The following is a 16013-nucleotide window of genomic DNA, read 5'->3' as shown; positions in this document are numbered from 1 at the left end:
AACCTTCGATTGTTTTACCCCGATCGGGCAATAGCTTTGCTGTACAAACTTAGTCAAAATGAAATTACAATTATGGCGCAATGCAACATTGCTATTGAATATTGATGGAATTTCCATCCTCGTAGATCCAATGCTTGGGGAAAAAGGTTCTCTTGGTAAATTCCCAATGGTAGACAACGAATTACTGAATCCTCTGGTAGATCTGCCTTTTGGCAAGGAAGAATTAAATCAAAAATTTGAAAAAGTAGATGCTGTGGCTGTTACCCATCTTCATCCTGATCATTGGGACACTACTGCTATCGAACTTCTTGATAAAAATATTCCGATCATCTGTTCAGATCTCATTTCGGAACAAATTGCAGAACAGGGTTTTACAAATATTACCTCTGTTAGTGACAGCATACAATGGAGAAATATTGAGATAACTAGTACCAAAGGACAACATGGAACGGGAGAAATCGGAGAGAAAATGGGAATTGTAAATGGTTTTGTTTTTAAAACAGAAAATAAATCCGTTTATATCGCAGGAGACACCATCTGGTATGATGAAATTGCTCAGGAAATTGATAAACATGAACCACAACATATCATTGTTGCAGGTGGAGCCGCCACTTTTTCAGTAGGAGATCCTATTATTATGACCAGTGAAGATATTATAAAAGTCTGTGAACACGCTCCCGAATCTACAGTTTGGGTAACTCATCTGGAAGCGGTAAGCCATTGCAGAGAAGACAGAAAATTTATTCAGGGAAAAATAACGGAAAAAGGACTCGAAAACCAATGTTTCATATTGAAAGACGGAGAAGAGGTAAGCCTGAAACAGATATGAAATAAATAACAGGAGTTATGGCTTATTTTTTGAATATTTCCTGATAAATAATTGGTATGCTGTCAGCTTTTCTCTTACATCTTGATTGGAAAGAATTATTATTGGGACACGAAGAATGGTCTTTTCTTTTAGAGATCATTCTTCGTACCATGATTATGTTCCTTGCTATTATCATAGGACTTAGAATTTTAGGAAAAAGAGGGGTAAAACAGCTCTCAATCTTTGAATTGGTAGTCATTATTGGCCTGGGATCGGCAGCAGGAGATCCTATGTTTAATAAGGATGTCGGAATTATTTCATCCCTTATTGTTTTTATTGTTATTATTCTTCTGTATTCTATTGTGACCCATTTTATCGGAAAAAGTAAACGTTTTGAAAATCTGGTGGAAGGAAAATCCATCTGCCTGGTAGAAAATGGCGAATTTTCAATTAAAAACTTTCAAAAAGAAAACCTTGGGAGTGACGAATTCTTTGCAGAGTTGAGACTAAAAGGAATTTCGCAACTTGGACAGATTGAAATGGCTATAGAAGAAATATCAGGAGAGATCAGTGTATTCTTTTTAGAAGATGAATCTGTAAGATATGGGCTTCCTATTATGCCAGGCTCATTACTTAATCCGTTACAATATATTCATGAGGACAAACATTACTCTTGTATATTTTGTGGGTATACAGAACATAAAAAAGCGGGCAATGCCGGACGCTGCCCAAAATGCCAAAAAGAAGAATGGGTAGCATCCAGCAATAAAAGACGTGTCACCTGACCTTTGACCATCCTAATCCTCAACATACTTATTTCTCGCAGCCTTCATTCCAAAATACAACATCAATATTACCGCAAAACTTAATAAATAAAATGAGCTGTTCCAGGAAACATCCCAATCATGCAGTTTTCCAAATAATGGAGGCCCAAATGCAGCAATCAGATATCCGACAGACTGAGCCATTCCGGAAATTTTAACAGCATTGATACTGCTTTTCGTTCTCGTTGAAAAAAACAGGATAGATAAACTGAAAGACAAGCCATTAGAAATCCCTATGATCACAGCATTCACATAAATCCACTGAGATTTAAGGAACACAAACATCATCGTACTTCCAAACATCAGGGTGCATATAAAAAGAATCATCAGTCTCTGATCTTTCATCTTACTGGCAATAATCGGGCAGCAGAACGTCACAGGAATCATCGTAATCTGAATCACAAAGAAAACCCAGCCGGAGCTTTCTCCCTGCATATGAAAATCTGCAAGAAATGAAGGCAGCCAGGCTACCAGACAATAATAAAATAAAGACTGCAGACCCATAAAAATACTGATGTTCCATGCCTGAGCAGATTTGAACATATTAAAATCAGAAGTACTGAGTATCGTTTTAGGAAGATTTGGATTTCTTTTATTAAAGATAAATTCCAATACTAAAACAAGAAAACCCAATGCCGCAATAACCAGCCAGATTCCTAAAGAACCTTTCCATCCAAACCCCGTCAGTTCCCCGATCTTCACACTAAAACCAGAAGCCAGGGCCGCCGTAAGATTCATGGATACAGCAAAAATTCCAGTCATAAGACCAATCTGCTTCGGAAAATTATTTTTAACGTATCCCGGAGTGACCACATTTCCAATGCATATCCCTAAGCCAATAAATATAGATCCTAAAAATAACAACCAAAGAGATCCGCTGATTCTTAAAAATAAACCAAAACTTAAAATAATCAGAGAATACATCAGAAGTTTACTGATTCCGAACTTATTAGAAAATCTACTAACCAATACAGAGCAGACTGCAAACATAAACAGTGGAATAGAGGTAAGCAGACTTACCTGAAAATTATCAAGTTTCAATGCATCTCTTACTTCGCCCAATACAGGAGCAACCGCCACAATTGGTGAACGGAGGTTACTGGAAATTAATATAACTACCAGAACGTTAATGATTAACAAAACATACGAAGCATTCCTTTTTACTTCATTCTTCATCATAATAAAAACTTTTCTGCAAAATTAATATAGTAATTTTGTTTAATTTTGCCAAAGTTTTAACCTAAAACGACATGAATGCCAACGACAGCATAAAAATAGATGATCTGAAGAAACCTTATTTTGTATGGTTTGAAGAAAACTGGGTTCATGATGATGTCCTTCACCATCATCAGAAAGGTCAGCTGGTATATGTGGAAAGTGGATTCCAATACATCACTATTGAAGAAAAAATCTATCTTCTCCCACAAAATCATGCTGTATGGATTCCTCCAAATGCAGTTCATAAAACAAATTCACACTCCGAAAAGATAAAACTGATGATCATGTTTGCTGATATCAGTACAAAAAATCCTTTTTATCATGAGGTTAATGTATTTTCTGTTCCACCAGTTTTAAAAGAAATGATAAAATATGCGGAAAAATGGTCTAAGCAAATGATTTCTGATGATGATGAAAATCTATTTCTCAAAGCATTGTTCAACGAACTTCCGCGATTTGTTGAACATTCCTTAACGCTTCATATCAGTCTTCCAAAAGATCAACGCCTTACAAAAGTTATTGAGCATCTTCATCATCACTATCGGGATGAAATTAAGATGGAAGATCTCAGCGATAAAGCACTTTTGTCTTTTCGTACATTGGAACGTATTTTCAAAAAAGAAACCGGACTCACTTTAAGTAAATACCAGCAGATGCTTCGTATCATTAAAAGTCTGGAATTTCTGAGTGCTGGGCAACTTACTATTTCAGAAACAGCTTATGAAGTAGGGTACAAGAGTGTACAGGCCTATACCAGAAGTTTTCTGTCTGTAATGCAGTTCAGACCTACAGATTTTATTAAAAACAATTCAATAGACGTTTAGAGCACCTGCAGAAGCGGTCGAAATATAGCAAAAAAGAGACTTATTGAGATCTTAAAACTTTGAACATTACTTTGTATAAAAGCAATTGACTTGTTTGAAAAAGAGTATAATTCACATTTTACATCATTTTCCACTTCAACAGTCAATATTCAATTATGATACTATTGAAAATAAAAAGGTCTCCACGAATGAAGACCTTAAAAAAACACAAATGATGAAAAAAAATTATTTCGATCCACAAATATAAGTAAAAATCATGTTATGCAAAACATCATAAGCTTATTTTTTTTAATAATTATTTATTTTAAGTAAAAATAATTATTCTCTAAATGATTTTGGTTTTCTTTAGGATTCCGAAATTCTTTATATAAAAACATATCCTGTTAAATATAATTCGCGCCCTGATGAATTGTATGCCATTTTTTAGCATGAACAGAATAGTTGTGAGAAGTGAATTATTATAAAAATAAAGCTACTTTAAAACAATACTCAAACAATTGTTTAACTTTTTTGTGACTCTACTCATAAAAACTTATAGAATTTTTGCTGTATTTTCTCCAAAAAACATATTGCATGAAGCCAAAAAAATTTAAAGGAGTCCCAAAACAAAAATTCGGAGGTTTCCATGATACAGAAACCAGAAAAATATTTGATCAGGATTCCATGTCGTTAAAATTTGAAACATTAAAAGAGAGATTTTTCTCAGTCAATAAGTGGCAAAGTTATTGCGGGGAGGCATTTGCAGCATTTAAGCTTTACAATTTCAATGGTCATCCTGTGGATCGTGAACCACAGAAAGGAGATTTTATAAGGATTGATATTCCGGGACCGGGAGAACCTGAAGCCAAAGGATATGATTGGGTGGAAATTACAGATATCTGTTTTTATCAGAACAGTTTTGCCGAAAGTATAACAATGACCTGCAGACCATCCAGAAACCCTGAAGATAAAAAAAACCGCCATATTGCTCATTTTTACAGCTCCGGAGCAACCTCTACCTTTATGATATCAAAAAGTCCTGCTCATGTAAAAGCCGCAGTATACGGACGTAATGAAAGACCTAATCTGAATGCTAAATTACTTGATGTCATCAGGAATCTTGTCACCGCCGCAGGAGGAATGATGGGAACTGCTAAAATACAATGGAAACAGCTTACCGACAGTTTATTGGATTTTGAATAACCTTTTTCAACCTTTTTTGATCTAGATCAAAGTTTGGTATTTGTTGTACAGGGACATTTGCACCTGAATATTTTAAACAAAATTTATGAGTACAACATTAGAAAAAGGGCAGACTATTAATTTCTATCAGGCGACCGCTCCCATTATCATTTCGGTATTTGGAGTTTATCTTACCATAGGAATTGCCCTGGGAGTACTTCCCGGGTTTGTCCAGAACACATTAGGTTTTGACAGCATTATTGTGGGGCTTGTTATTGGTTTGCAGTCGTTGTCAACACTTTTGACGCGTGCCTATTCCGGGAAAATTACAGATACCAGAGGAGCCAAGAAAAGTAAAATGTCAGGCGTGGTATTAGCTGTTATTGCCGGGATTGTTTATATACTTGCAATACTATTTCAGGGTCATCCGCTGATGGCACTTCTCTTTCTGTTAGCAGCAAGAATCATTCATGGTATTGGCGAAAGCTTTCTGGTTACCGGAGCATTGACGTGGGGAATAGGGCTGGCAGGCCCCTCTAACTCTGGAAAAGTAATGACCTGGAACGGTATTGCTATGTATGCAGGAATTGCAATTGGGGCTCCTGTCAGTATCTGGTTGAGTAAAGAATACAATATGCTGCCTGCTTTCATCCTTATAGCCTTACTTCCGCTTGTAAGCTGGCTTTCTACCGCAAAACTTCCTTCTATTCCTGTAGATAAAGATCATGTACGAACGCCTTTTTACAAGGTAATCGGGGCAATATCGGGGCAGGGACTGAGTCTTGCTTTTTCATCAATGGCTTTTGGATGTATTGCTTCTTTTATTGCTTTATTTTTCTCACAAAAGAATTGGGGAGATGCTTCACTTGCTTTTATGGTTTTCGGAATATGTTATGTTCTTACCAGAATTTTCTTTGCTTCATTTCCGGATAAATACGGAGGTTTTAAGATTGCTTTGATCTCCCTGATCATCGAAGTGGCAGGACAGCTGCTGATATGGACATCTGTTTCCAAAACATTAGCCATTATCGGATGTGGATTAACTGGGATTGGATTTTCATTGGTCTTTCCGGCATTGGGAGTTCTTGCGATTCAAAAAGTAAAACCACAAATGAGAGGAACAGCATTGGGAGCGTATGTTGCTTTTGTTGATCTTTCATTAGGACTGGCAGGACCTATTGCCGGGCTGATTGCAGGCTGGTTTGATTATCAGGCAGTATACCTTTTCGGGGGAATCAGCTGTATGGTATCAATGATTATTTTATTATTTAATAAAAAATAAAAATGGAAAATTCTATCATTACTCAAGCAGAGAAAACAAAAAAAATACGTTCTGCATTTATCATTAAAAACAAACAGTATCTCACCCCACATCTTATCCGTATGGTATTTGAAATGGATGACAATCAGGCTGAACTGCTTGCCAATGTGCGTTCCGGTTCAAATAATAAAATCTTTTTTCCAACTGAAGAAGGAAGAACTCCTTTAATCAGAACATATACTAACAGAAAAATTGACTTGGAAAACCGGGAATTAACTATAGATTTCGTTGCCCATGGTGATAACGGGCCCGCTTCTGCATGGGCATTACAAGCGAGTCCTGGTGATTCATTGGAAATAGGGATGAAAGAAAGTACAAGGCCTTTAGTTCCCGATGCTGATTTTTATCTGCTGGCGGGAGATGCAACAGCATTACCTGTCATTTGTGCTATTGCTGAGCAGTTTCCACCTTATATATCCGCAAAGATCCTATTAGAGGTGGCAGGCAAAGAAGATGAACTTATTCTGTGTTCCGCAGCAGATATATCAGTAGAATGGCTTCACAATCCCCATCCGGAAGAGGGAAGCCGGCTTGCAGAAGCTGTAAAATCTGTTCAGTTTCCGCCCGGAGTTTTGAAAGAATATGTGTATATCGCTGCAGAATACACAACAGTTCATGAACTTCGTAATTATTTTAAAACAACCCTGCAATGGGATCCCCATGGTCTATATATCTGCTCGTACTGGAAAGCCGGACAGGCAGAAAATATCCGGACAGTTTAGATAAAAATAGTAAGCAAACCCTTTTTATCATTACTTTTGCTTACATGCAGGAACTTTTAGCTTCATATATTAAAAATAGAATATCAGTAACGGATGAAGAATTGAATACCATTCTTTCTTATTTCAAACATATTCAATTAAAAAAGAATGAGACACTCCTTACCAACGGACAACACAGCCAACGGACATTTTTTGTTGTAAACGGTTGTCTCCGTATATTTTTTATTAATGAAGAAGGGCAGGATTCCACGCGATATTTTGCATTTGAAAATCAGTTTGCAACAGCATTAACCAGTTTTATTACTTCTGAGCCCTCCGACGAATTTATTCAGGCCGTGGAGGATTCAGAAGTATATTATATTAGTCATGAAAGCTTTTACCATCTCCTGGATATTATTCCGCAATGGGAAAAATTTTACAGGATATATCTGGAAACAGCGTATGTGAGTAATACGAAGAGACTGATGTCTTTCCTTGTTCAGGATGCTCTTGAAAAGTACCGCCAGCTGCTGAATGAAAATCCTGTTGTAGTAAGGAGACTTTCTAATAAAATGGTAGCTTCCTATCTTAATATCTCTCAGGAAACTTTAAGCAGATTGAAATCAAGACTTTGATTTTTGTTTGACAAATCTAATAATATTACAAAGAGCTTTAAATCATTTTTAAACGGAATAAAATTCTCAAAAAATTAATACCAGAGCCTTCTCAGGAAAAATTTAAGCCTTATATTTGCACTCATGTTAAAATGGTTCTCCATATTATGCTCAATGATGTATGTGCTGGCTACCACCAATGCGGGGGAAGTACTGAAGGTGCCTATGTTTGTGGAACATTTTATGGAATATCATGGAAGCTTATCAGAGTTTGTCATGGAGCATTATGATAATCACAAAGAGGATTCTGACTGGGATACTGATCAGAAACTGCCATTTATCAATCCTCCTATTGTATTGACTGTACATGCTCAGCTTCCGGAACTTACATTTGAAATAAAAAAACCTAAAGAAATTACTGTTTCCAAGAAAAACAGTATCTACAAGGAAAAAGATTTCTCCAATGATTATCTTTCCCAGATTTTCCAGCCTCCGCGGCTTTCATAATTGATTTTACACTGACATTGCTTTAGACTTAAAGCAGTCCATTTATTATTACATCAATTTAACCCATCGTGCATTATAACTCTGTTTATGATGTCTTTACTAAACTTTGTTTAAATTTTTCAAATGATAAGTTTACAACAAAGCACATGATTATCAGGGAGATATCCTTACTGAGTGATATGATATCTTCTGTGCTTTTGTAATTGTACAAATAAAGACTTCAGCAGCTTTTATAAGACATTCCGGGTTATCAATTAATAGTTTTTTCCATGTTAAATAAAATTATTGAGTTTTCTGTAAAGAATAAACTCATCATTGCTCTGTTTACAGTGGGGCTTGTTCTTTTTGGGGTCTATGAAACCACCAAACTACCCATAGATGCTCAGCCGGACATCACCAATAATCAGGTACAGATTATTACGACTGCTCCTTCTTATGGTGCAGCAGATATTGAACGCCTTGTTACATTTCCTATCGAACAGGCTACCAGCAATATCAGCGGAATTACAGAACTTAGAAGTTTCTCACGTTTCGGACTGTCATTAGTAACGGTAGTTTTTGATGACAATACGGATGTCTACTGGGCACGCCAGCAGGTTCAGGAACGTTTGCAGCTTGTTCAGGACAATATCCCGGCCGGAATCGGAAAACCGGAACTGGGACCTATTTCCACAGGATTGGGAGAAATTTTCCAATATGTGGTAAGGGCCAAAAAAGGATATGAAAATGTCTATGATGAAACGGAACTCAGAACCATTCAGGATTGGGTGGTCAGAAGACAGCTTCTGGGAACTAAAGGAGTCGCCGATGTCAGCAGTTTCGGAGGAAAGCTGAAACAATATGAAATCGCCATTAATCCCAACAAACTTCAGGCATTCAATATCAATATCAACGATGTTTTTGGAGCGTTGGAGAAAAATAACCAAAATACCGGAGGTGCTTATATTGAGAAGAAAGAAACCGTTCTTTTTATTCGCAGCGAAGGGCTTCTGGGAAGTACGGAAGATATCGGAAGTATTCAGGTGGCAGAAACCAAAGAAGGTATTCCGGTTCACATTAAAGATGTTGCTTCCGTAAAGATAGGGTATGCAACAAGATATGGTGCTATGACCTATAATGATACAGGAGAAGTATCCGGAGCTATTGTCCTGATGCTGAAAGGGGAGAATGCCAATGTAGTGATTGGAAATATTAAAGAAAGACTGGAAAAAATACAGGAATCATTACCTGAAGGGGTTGTCATTGAACCTTTCCTTGACCGTGCTAAAATGGTAAACAACACCATCAGTACAGTAAAAACAAACCTGATGGAAGGCGCTTTGATTGTTGTTTTTATTCTGGTTTTATTCTTAGGAAACTTCAGAGCAGGATTATTGGTAGCTTCAGTAATTCCTTTAGCGATGCTTTTCGCTATCATTATGATGAATATTTTTGGGGTAGGAGGAAACCTGATGAGTCTTGGAGCGCTTGATTTCGGACTTATCGTAGATGGAGCCGTTATCATCGTGGAAGCGGTACTGCATCAGCTGGCCCACAAAAAGCATTTTGGAAAAGATAATATGCTCAGCAAAAAAGAAATGGATGACCAGGTTTCCGGTTCTGCGACCAAAATGGTTAACAGTGCCGTTTTTGGGCAGATCATTATCTTAATTGTATATCTTCCGATTTTTACACTTCAGGGCATTGAAGGTAAAATGTTTAAACCAATGGCCCAGACCGTTGCATTTGCCCTGATAGGCGCATTTATTCTTTCCCTTACTTATATTCCTATGATGAGTTCTCTGGTATTGAGCAGAAAGAAGAAAGAAAAAGAAAATATTTCAGACCGTGTAATGGGAAAAGTAGAAACTGGCCACCAGAAATTCCTGATAAAAGCCCTTAAGTATAGAAAAACCATTATTCTGGGAGTGTTAGTACTGTTTGTTGGTGCTGTTTTTACCCTTTCCAGAATGGGTGGGGAATTTATCCCATCTCTTGAAGAAGGTGACTTTGCCGTTGAAATGAGGATTCTTCAGGGAAGCAATATCAATGAAACCAAAAAAGCAACCAGTCAGGCAGCTAATATACTTTTAACCCAGTTTCCTGAAATACAGAAGGTGGTCATGAAGATTGGTAGTGCAGAAATTCCTACGGAACCAATGCCAATGGATTCCGGAGATATGATCATTGTCTTAAAACCTAAAAAAGAATGGACTTCTGCAAAAACATTTCCAGAACTTTCTGATAAAATGAGTAAAGCACTGAGCGTTATTCCGGGATTGACAACCAGTTTTCAGTTCCCGGTACAAATGCGTTTCAATGAGCTGATGACCGGAGCAAGGCAGGATGTGGTATGCAAAATTTATGGGGAAGATCTGGACAGCCTTGCTGCCTACGCAAAAAAGATGGGAAGCATTATCAACACGGTAAAAGGAGCTCAGGATCTTTATATAGAACCCGTTGTGGGAGCTCCACAGGTTGTTATTGATTATAACCGTTCGGAACTGTCCCGATATAATATTTCCGTAGCAGATATCAACAGGGTTATCAATATGGCTTTTGCCGGTCAGACAGCAGGTGCTTTATACGAAGGAGAGAAGAAGTTTGACATTGTAGTCCGGATGGATAATGAACATAAAAAAGATATCACAAGTATCCGGAATCTTTTGATACCTACCGCTTCAGGAGAGCAGGTTCCTTTATCACAGCTGGCCAAAGTAGAGCTTAAAAACAGTCCGAACCAGATCCAGAGGGAAGATACCAAAAGAAGAATCATCGTAGGGTTTAATGTAAGAGGAAGGGATGTTCAGAGCATCGTGGAAGAACTTCAGCAAAAGGCAGCTAAAAGCCTGAAACTATCACCCGGATATACCGTTTCTTATGGAGGAGCTTTTGAAAATTTAAATGAAGCCAAAGCCAGACTCGGAGTAGCAGTTCCTATTTCATTAGTAATGATTTTCCTGTTGTTGTTCTTTGCTTTCGGTTCTGTAAAACACAGCTTACTGATCTATACCGCCATTCCATTGTCTGCGATAGGAGGTATTTATTTTCTGGCATTGAGAGGAATGCCTTTCAGTATCAGCGCAGGGGTAGGATTCATCGCTTTATTCGGAGTAGCAGTACTTAATGGAATTGTTTTGATATCAGAGTTTAACCGATTGAAAAAGAATGGAATAACAAACACCAACAGAATTGTACTGATAGGTACAAAAATCAGACTTCGTCCGGTGTTAATGACAGCTTTTGTGGCTTCGTTAGGATTTCTTCCTATGGCGATCAGTAATGGTGCCGGAGCAGAAGTACAGAGGCCTTTGGCTACCGTTGTAATCGGCGGTTTGATGCTTGCTACACTTTTAACCCTTTTTGTACTTCCTATTCTCTATGTTTTATTCGAAAATATTAATAAAGATAAAATGAAATTCTCTAAAAAATCAAACTATAAAAAACTGTCCGTTTTCCTACTGCTGATCTCTTTCGGAAGTTTTCAGGCTCAGGAAAGCATTACTTATGACCAGGCTTTGGAAAAGGCCTATCAACAAAACGGAATCCTTAAAAACTCAAAATTAGTATCAGATTATCAGGAAAAACTCAAAGCCAGCTATCTGGATATTCCACAAATGGAAGTTACAGGCGGATTTGGACAGATTCAGGGAGAGGAAACCGACAATTCTTTCGGAATCTCTCAAAGATTCAGTTTTCCTACGGTTTATTCAAAAAGAAAACAAATGCTGGATGCGGAATGGTCTGCGGGTATCATCAATCAGAATTTGACCAAAACACAGCTTACGAAAGAGGTTACAGACGTTTTCTACAGAATATTAGTGCTTCAGGAAAAGAAAAAAGTATTGGAATATATCAGCCAGATGTACAATAATTTTGCTGACAAAGCGGGATTAAGATTAAAAAAAGGAGAAGCCAATATTTTAGAGGAATCAACCGCTGAAATCCAGAAAGAACAGGTACAAGTACAGCTGAACAATCTTGAAAATGATCTAGATATCGCAAAACTTCAGCTTCAGGTATTACTTCAGTCTGAGAATCCTTACCAGCCGATTGCTGATCAACCGACAATGAATATGGGTATTCAGATTTCTGAGGAAATGGTAAAACAACATCCTGAACTTCAGTATCTGCAGCAACAGATTAAAGTAGGAGAGGCGGAAGTACAGCTGGAGAAAAGTAAACTGCTTCCGGATCTTCTTGTTGGATATACCAATCAGAGTATGAAAAACATCAATAATAACCGTTTTAATTCGGTTCAGGTGGGCGTAGGAATTCCATTGTTTACAAAAGGGCAAAGAGCTTTGGCAAAGGCTGCACAGGCAAAAATTGCAATATCCGAAAATCAATACCAGCGAAAAGAAATTGAGCTGAAAAACAGATTGAGACAGCAACTGAATAATTATATGAATCAACAGAGAATCATTGAAAATTATCAACAAAAACAACTTCCGAAATCTGAAATCATTTTAAAAACAGCCCAGAAACAGATGGAAGTAGGAGAAATTGATTACCTGGATTGGGTAATATTGGTGAACCAGGCCGTAAAAACCAAAGCAGACTATATTGATCAGCTGGAAAAACTGAATCAGATCAGTGCCGAACTTAATTTCTTAATTTCAAAATAACAACGTCATGCAGTTCAAGAATATATCTATATACAGCCTTACTTTAATCCTTACTTTATCTTCATGTTCAGGAAAAAAAGAAGAAGAAAAAACGGTTTACGAAAACACAAAATTTACCAAAAACAATGAAAATTCGGTTCATCTCACGGAAAAACAAATTCAGTCTGTAGGAATTACCACCACATCTATTCAGAACAGAAATATGGAAAAGCTGATAAGACTGAACGGAAAAGCAGAAATTGCACCTTCACACATCAGTTTGGTTTCCAGTATTATGGGTGGGCACATCAAATCTATTAACATAATTAACGGAAGCCATTTCAATAAAGGACAGGTTCTTGCTGTTGTGGAAGATCCACAATTTATACAGCTTCAGCAGGATTATCTGGTGACAAAAGCACAGCTTGAAGCCGCAAGACTGAACTTTAACCGCCAGAAAGACCTTAATACAAGCAAAGCCAGCAGTGATAAGACGATGCAGACCGCTCAGGCAGATTATGCTACCCTGGATGCTACTTTAAAGGGGCTTGAAGAAAAGTTGAGAATCATTGGAATTAACGCCAGAGGTTTACATACCGGAAATATCAGAAGTAAGATTAATATCTATGCCCCATTTACTGGTTTTGTAAGTAAAATTCTTGTGAACAACGGACAATACATCAATCCGGCAGATACTTTGTTTGAGCTGATCAACCCCGCAGGATTGCTTTTGGAATTAAAAGTTTTTGAAAATGATGTGAATAATGTGAAAGCAGGACAGGAAATTGTAGTGTACAACAATCAGAATCCGGATGTGAAATATAACGCAAGGATTGTCAGTGTAGTTCCAAGCATTGAAAACGGGGGATCTGCAACTGCCGTTGCTAAATTGTCTTCGGTAAATTCTGAATTTGTAAAAGGAATGTATGTCAATGCTGAAGTTAATATCAACAGCCGCTACACACAGGGACTTCCTAATGAAGCGGTAATATCTTTTGAAAATAAAAATTATGTTTTTGAAGATCTCGGAAAATCGAATTATAAAATGATTCCTGTTGTAACCGGAATTTCTGATGACCAGTTTACAGAGATTGTAAAAGCAGATGCTTTAATGGATAAAAAAATTGTACAGAAAGGTGCTTACAGCCTTCTGATGATGCTTAAAAACAAGGCAGAATAATTAAGTATACTAAGATTTTTATTTATTAAAACCACAAAAGTTACAAAAGTTTTTATTTTAAAACACTTTAGTCTAAGTAAGTTTAAAATACTAACACGAATAAGTTCACATAAGACGAAAATCAGAGATTTTCAAAAAACTTAAATGTACTTATTATGCATAAAAGCTGGCTCTTAAAAAGCCTAAGTGTTCAAAAACTTTTGTGCCTTTTGTGGTTAAAATAAAATCTACTACAAAACGAAAAGATCAGGCAGCCGGCTGATCTTTTTTATTTGAATGACTATCCTTTATATGCATAGCTATAAAACCAATTAAAAAAAATGATATTTGACATGTTTTTCATTTTACAAAATATTATTTAATGCATAATTCATTTTAAAATAATACATTTAAGAAGTGAATAGTTTTTAAAGGATTTTTTAGATGAATAAGAAAAGAACTTTTATCGAAAATTTATGACAAAAAAACCTTTGCACAATTTCCATATTCCGGTAATGGGACTGGCTTACACCATAGACAGCCCGATCCGTGTTGCACAATATGGAATTTCTTCTGTGATTTCTATTATTGATGATGAAATCCTTGAAAAGATGAAAAACTTTTATAATAAAAAGTTTAATCTTGATTATTTTGGAATCTCAACAAAAACAGATGATTACAGGGCAAGAAGAGTTACTGCCTATCTGGATATGGTGGATGATATCGTGAATGAAAAATTTGAATCTTTCAAGCAGGAAATCAGCAAAAACAAAGAGGCTTTAAAGGACTTCATGGCCATACTTCCGAATACTTCGGATCTTAAAACAAGTCTTCAGAATCTCATTAATCAAAAAGGTAACTGGAGCTCCAATATCAAGAACTTCATAGAATCCAACTTAAGACCTGGAAGTATTGACGTTAATATCATGACGAAAGTGGATAAGGACAATTATCAGAACAACGAGCAGCTTCCGGTAATGTATAACGATGCCCATGCTTCACTGAGGGGATTTGCCAAAAGCAAATTGTCATCATCAATGGTTCTTTCTGCAGGAATGAATCCTCGTCTGTATAGTTATATGGAAGAGTTTGAAGACTTTTTCCCGGATGAAAACGGAAAGATCAAAAAGAAAATCATTCTTAAAGTAAGCGACTTCCGTTCTGCAATGATCCAGGGAAACTTTCTGGCTAAAAAAGGACTGTGGGTTTCAGAATACAGAATAGAATCCGGGCTGAACTGCGGCGGCCATGCTTTTGCAACCGAAGGAATGCTTCTCGGGCCTATCATGGAAGAATTTAAGCAGAAAAAAAATGATCTGATACAGTCTGCGCATACCTTAATGACAGCTGCTTTGGAGCAAAAAGGAAAGCCTTTGGTTTCTGAGCCTTTGGAAATGAAAATTACCGTTCAGGGTGGAGTAGGAACTTCCGAAGAACATGAGTTTCTATTGGCGCATTATAAGGTAGACAGTGTAGGATGGGGCTCTCCGTTTTTACTGGTCCCTGAAGCCACTTCTGTAGATACGGAAACCCGAAATCTGCTTGTAAAATCAAAAGAACAGGATTTGTATCTGAGTCATATTTCGCCTCTGGGAGTGCCTTTCAATACAGTAAAAGGAACTTCTAATGAACTATTGAAGTATGAAAAAGAAGCTAAAGGTAAATACGGCAGTTCGTGTCCGAAAAAGCTTCTGGCATTAAGCAAAGAATTCTCACCGGAAGGAACCTGTACCGCTTCTAAAAAATATCAGGATATCAAACTGAAAGAATTGTATACTGACCGGGAAACCTTAACAGAAAAAGAGTTTGATAAAAGAAAGTCTCAAATTACCGATAAAGCCTGTCTGTGTGTAGGACTTGTGAATGCAGCATATATGGAGCAGAATCTTGAAATCAAAGGAGAAAAACAGGGGGTTGTGATATGTCCCGGACCCAATATCGCTTTTTTTGATAAAGAAGTTTCACTTTCGGAAATGGTAAAACATATTTATGGAAACACCAATATTCTTTCCCATACTCAACGTCCAAATATGTTTATCAATGAACTGAAAATGTATGTTGACTATCTGAGAAAGGAAATTGCTGAATCTTCAGTACAGATTACCCATGCCCAAACAAAAAAATGGAATGCTTTCAAGAAGAATATACTTGAAGGAATAGAATATTATCATGATCTTTTTATAGGATCATCATTCTTCAGCAACGGATTATCAACCATCAATCTGCAATTACAGGAATATAAACTTCAGCTTACTGCTATTGATGTTCCGCAGGTTGAAAAATAACCGTA

The 16013-nt window shown here is 37.0% G+C and carries 12 protein-coding genes; 11 read left to right on the top strand and 1 reads right to left on the bottom strand.

The genetic code is table 11. The features are described from left to right. The first annotated feature begins 58 nt into the window (after positions 1-58). Both ACPF63_RS09155 and ACPF63_RS09150 read left to right on the top strand, forming a co-directional pair. The gene (locus ACPF63_RS09155; protein ID WP_426482773.1) at positions 59-829 is read left to right on the top strand and encodes an MBL fold metallo-hydrolase; all 771 of its coding nucleotides are present in this window, start codon (positions 59-61) and stop codon (positions 827-829) included. Between the two features lie 56 nt (positions 830-885). Then, positions 886-1593 carry a DUF421 domain-containing protein gene (locus ACPF63_RS09150; RefSeq protein ID WP_180563755.1) on the top strand — a complete coding sequence of 236 codons (708 nt, stop codon included), beginning with the start codon at positions 886-888 and terminating at the stop codon, positions 1591-1593. Positions 1594-1605: 12 nt separating this feature from the next. Here the strand turns inward: ACPF63_RS09150 and ACPF63_RS09145 are convergent, their stop codons facing one another. After that, positions 1606-2811, bottom strand: a complete 1206-nt coding sequence (locus tag ACPF63_RS09145; protein WP_426482772.1) for a CynX/NimT family MFS transporter — start codon at positions 2809-2811, stop codon at positions 1606-1608. A 71-nt stretch (positions 2812-2882) separates the two neighbouring features. On the opposite strand from ACPF63_RS09145, the gene ACPF63_RS09140 reads away from it, so the two are divergent. The 9 genes from ACPF63_RS09140 (at position 2883) to ACPF63_RS09100 (ending at position 16008) form a co-directional block, all read left to right on the top strand. Beyond that, positions 2883-3674, top strand: coding sequence for a helix-turn-helix domain-containing protein (locus tag ACPF63_RS09140; protein ID WP_426482771.1), 792 nt, complete (start codon positions 2883-2885; stop codon positions 3672-3674). A 573-nt stretch (positions 3675-4247) separates the two neighbouring features. Beyond that, positions 4248-4856: a hypothetical protein gene (locus ACPF63_RS09135; protein WP_426482770.1), complete on the top strand. Its 609-nt coding sequence runs from the start codon at positions 4248-4250 to the stop codon at positions 4854-4856. 85 nt (positions 4857-4941) lie between these two features. Beyond that, positions 4942-6117, top strand: coding sequence for an MFS transporter (locus ACPF63_RS09130; RefSeq protein WP_426482769.1), 1176 nt, complete (start codon positions 4942-4944; stop codon positions 6115-6117). Between the two features lie 2 nt (positions 6118-6119). Further along, positions 6120-6878: a siderophore-interacting protein gene (locus tag ACPF63_RS09125; RefSeq protein WP_426482768.1), complete on the top strand. Its 759-nt coding sequence runs from the start codon at positions 6120-6122 to the stop codon at positions 6876-6878. Positions 6879-6922: 44 nt separating this feature from the next. Further along, a complete protein-coding gene (locus ACPF63_RS09120) occupies positions 6923-7492 on the top strand; it encodes a Crp/Fnr family transcriptional regulator (RefSeq protein WP_426483208.1) in 570 nt (189 codons plus the stop codon). A gap of 123 nt (positions 7493-7615) precedes the next feature. Next, on the top strand, positions 7616-7978 hold the full coding sequence (locus ACPF63_RS09115) for a hypothetical protein (protein WP_426482767.1): 363 nt from the start codon (positions 7616-7618) through the stop codon (positions 7976-7978). A gap of 269 nt (positions 7979-8247) precedes the next feature. Further along, the gene (locus ACPF63_RS09110; protein WP_426482766.1) at positions 8248-12585 is read left to right on the top strand and encodes a CusA/CzcA family heavy metal efflux RND transporter; all 4338 of its coding nucleotides are present in this window, start codon (positions 8248-8250) and stop codon (positions 12583-12585) included. 7 nt (positions 12586-12592) lie between these two features. Then, complete coding sequence (locus tag ACPF63_RS09105) at positions 12593-13744, top strand: efflux RND transporter periplasmic adaptor subunit (RefSeq protein ID WP_426482765.1); 1152 nt, start codon at positions 12593-12595, stop codon at positions 13742-13744. Positions 13745-14199: 455 nt separating this feature from the next. Continuing rightward, positions 14200-16008, top strand: a complete 1809-nt coding sequence (locus ACPF63_RS09100; RefSeq protein ID WP_426482764.1) for a hypothetical protein — start codon at positions 14200-14202, stop codon at positions 16006-16008. Positions 16009-16013: the final 5 nt, after the last annotated feature.

The sequence above is a fragment of the Chryseobacterium sp. R2ACT005 genome (genome assembly GCF_049949215.1).
Lineage (GTDB): Bacteria > Bacteroidota > Bacteroidia > Flavobacteriales > Weeksellaceae > Chryseobacterium.
The sequence above is the reverse complement of the archived record's forward strand: the minus strand, read 5'-3'. Positions and strand labels throughout refer to the sequence as shown.

What these genes read in the sequence shown, in the direction of transcription:
- ACPF63_RS09110 (WP_426482766.1), top strand. Translation starts at nt 8,248, where the DNA reads ATGTTAAATAAAATTATTGAGTTTTCTGTAAAGAATAAACTCATCATT.
- ACPF63_RS09125 (WP_426482768.1), top strand. Translation starts at nt 6,120, where the DNA reads ATGGAAAATTCTATCATTACTCAAGCAGAGAAAACAAAAAAAATACGT.
- ACPF63_RS09135 (WP_426482770.1), top strand. Translation starts at nt 4,248, where the DNA reads ATGAAGCCAAAAAAATTTAAAGGAGTCCCAAAACAAAAATTCGGAGGT.
- ACPF63_RS09145 (WP_426482772.1), bottom strand. Translation starts at nt 2,811, where the DNA reads ATGATGAAGAATGAAGTAAAAAGGAATGCTTCGTATGTTTTGTTAATC.
- ACPF63_RS09115 (WP_426482767.1), top strand. Translation starts at nt 7,616, where the DNA reads ATGTTAAAATGGTTCTCCATATTATGCTCAATGATGTATGTGCTGGCT.
- ACPF63_RS09130 (WP_426482769.1), top strand. Translation starts at nt 4,942, where the DNA reads ATGAGTACAACATTAGAAAAAGGGCAGACTATTAATTTCTATCAGGCG.
- ACPF63_RS09140 (WP_426482771.1), top strand. Translation starts at nt 2,883, where the DNA reads ATGAATGCCAACGACAGCATAAAAATAGATGATCTGAAGAAACCTTAT.
- ACPF63_RS09105 (WP_426482765.1), top strand. Translation starts at nt 12,593, where the DNA reads ATGCAGTTCAAGAATATATCTATATACAGCCTTACTTTAATCCTTACT.
- ACPF63_RS09155 (WP_426482773.1), top strand. Translation starts at nt 59, where the DNA reads ATGAAATTACAATTATGGCGCAATGCAACATTGCTATTGAATATTGAT.
- ACPF63_RS09100 (WP_426482764.1), top strand. Translation starts at nt 14,200, where the DNA reads ATGACAAAAAAACCTTTGCACAATTTCCATATTCCGGTAATGGGACTG.
- ACPF63_RS09120 (WP_426483208.1), top strand. Translation starts at nt 6,923, where the DNA reads ATGCAGGAACTTTTAGCTTCATATATTAAAAATAGAATATCAGTAACG.
- ACPF63_RS09150 (WP_180563755.1), top strand. Translation starts at nt 886, where the DNA reads ATGCTGTCAGCTTTTCTCTTACATCTTGATTGGAAAGAATTATTATTG.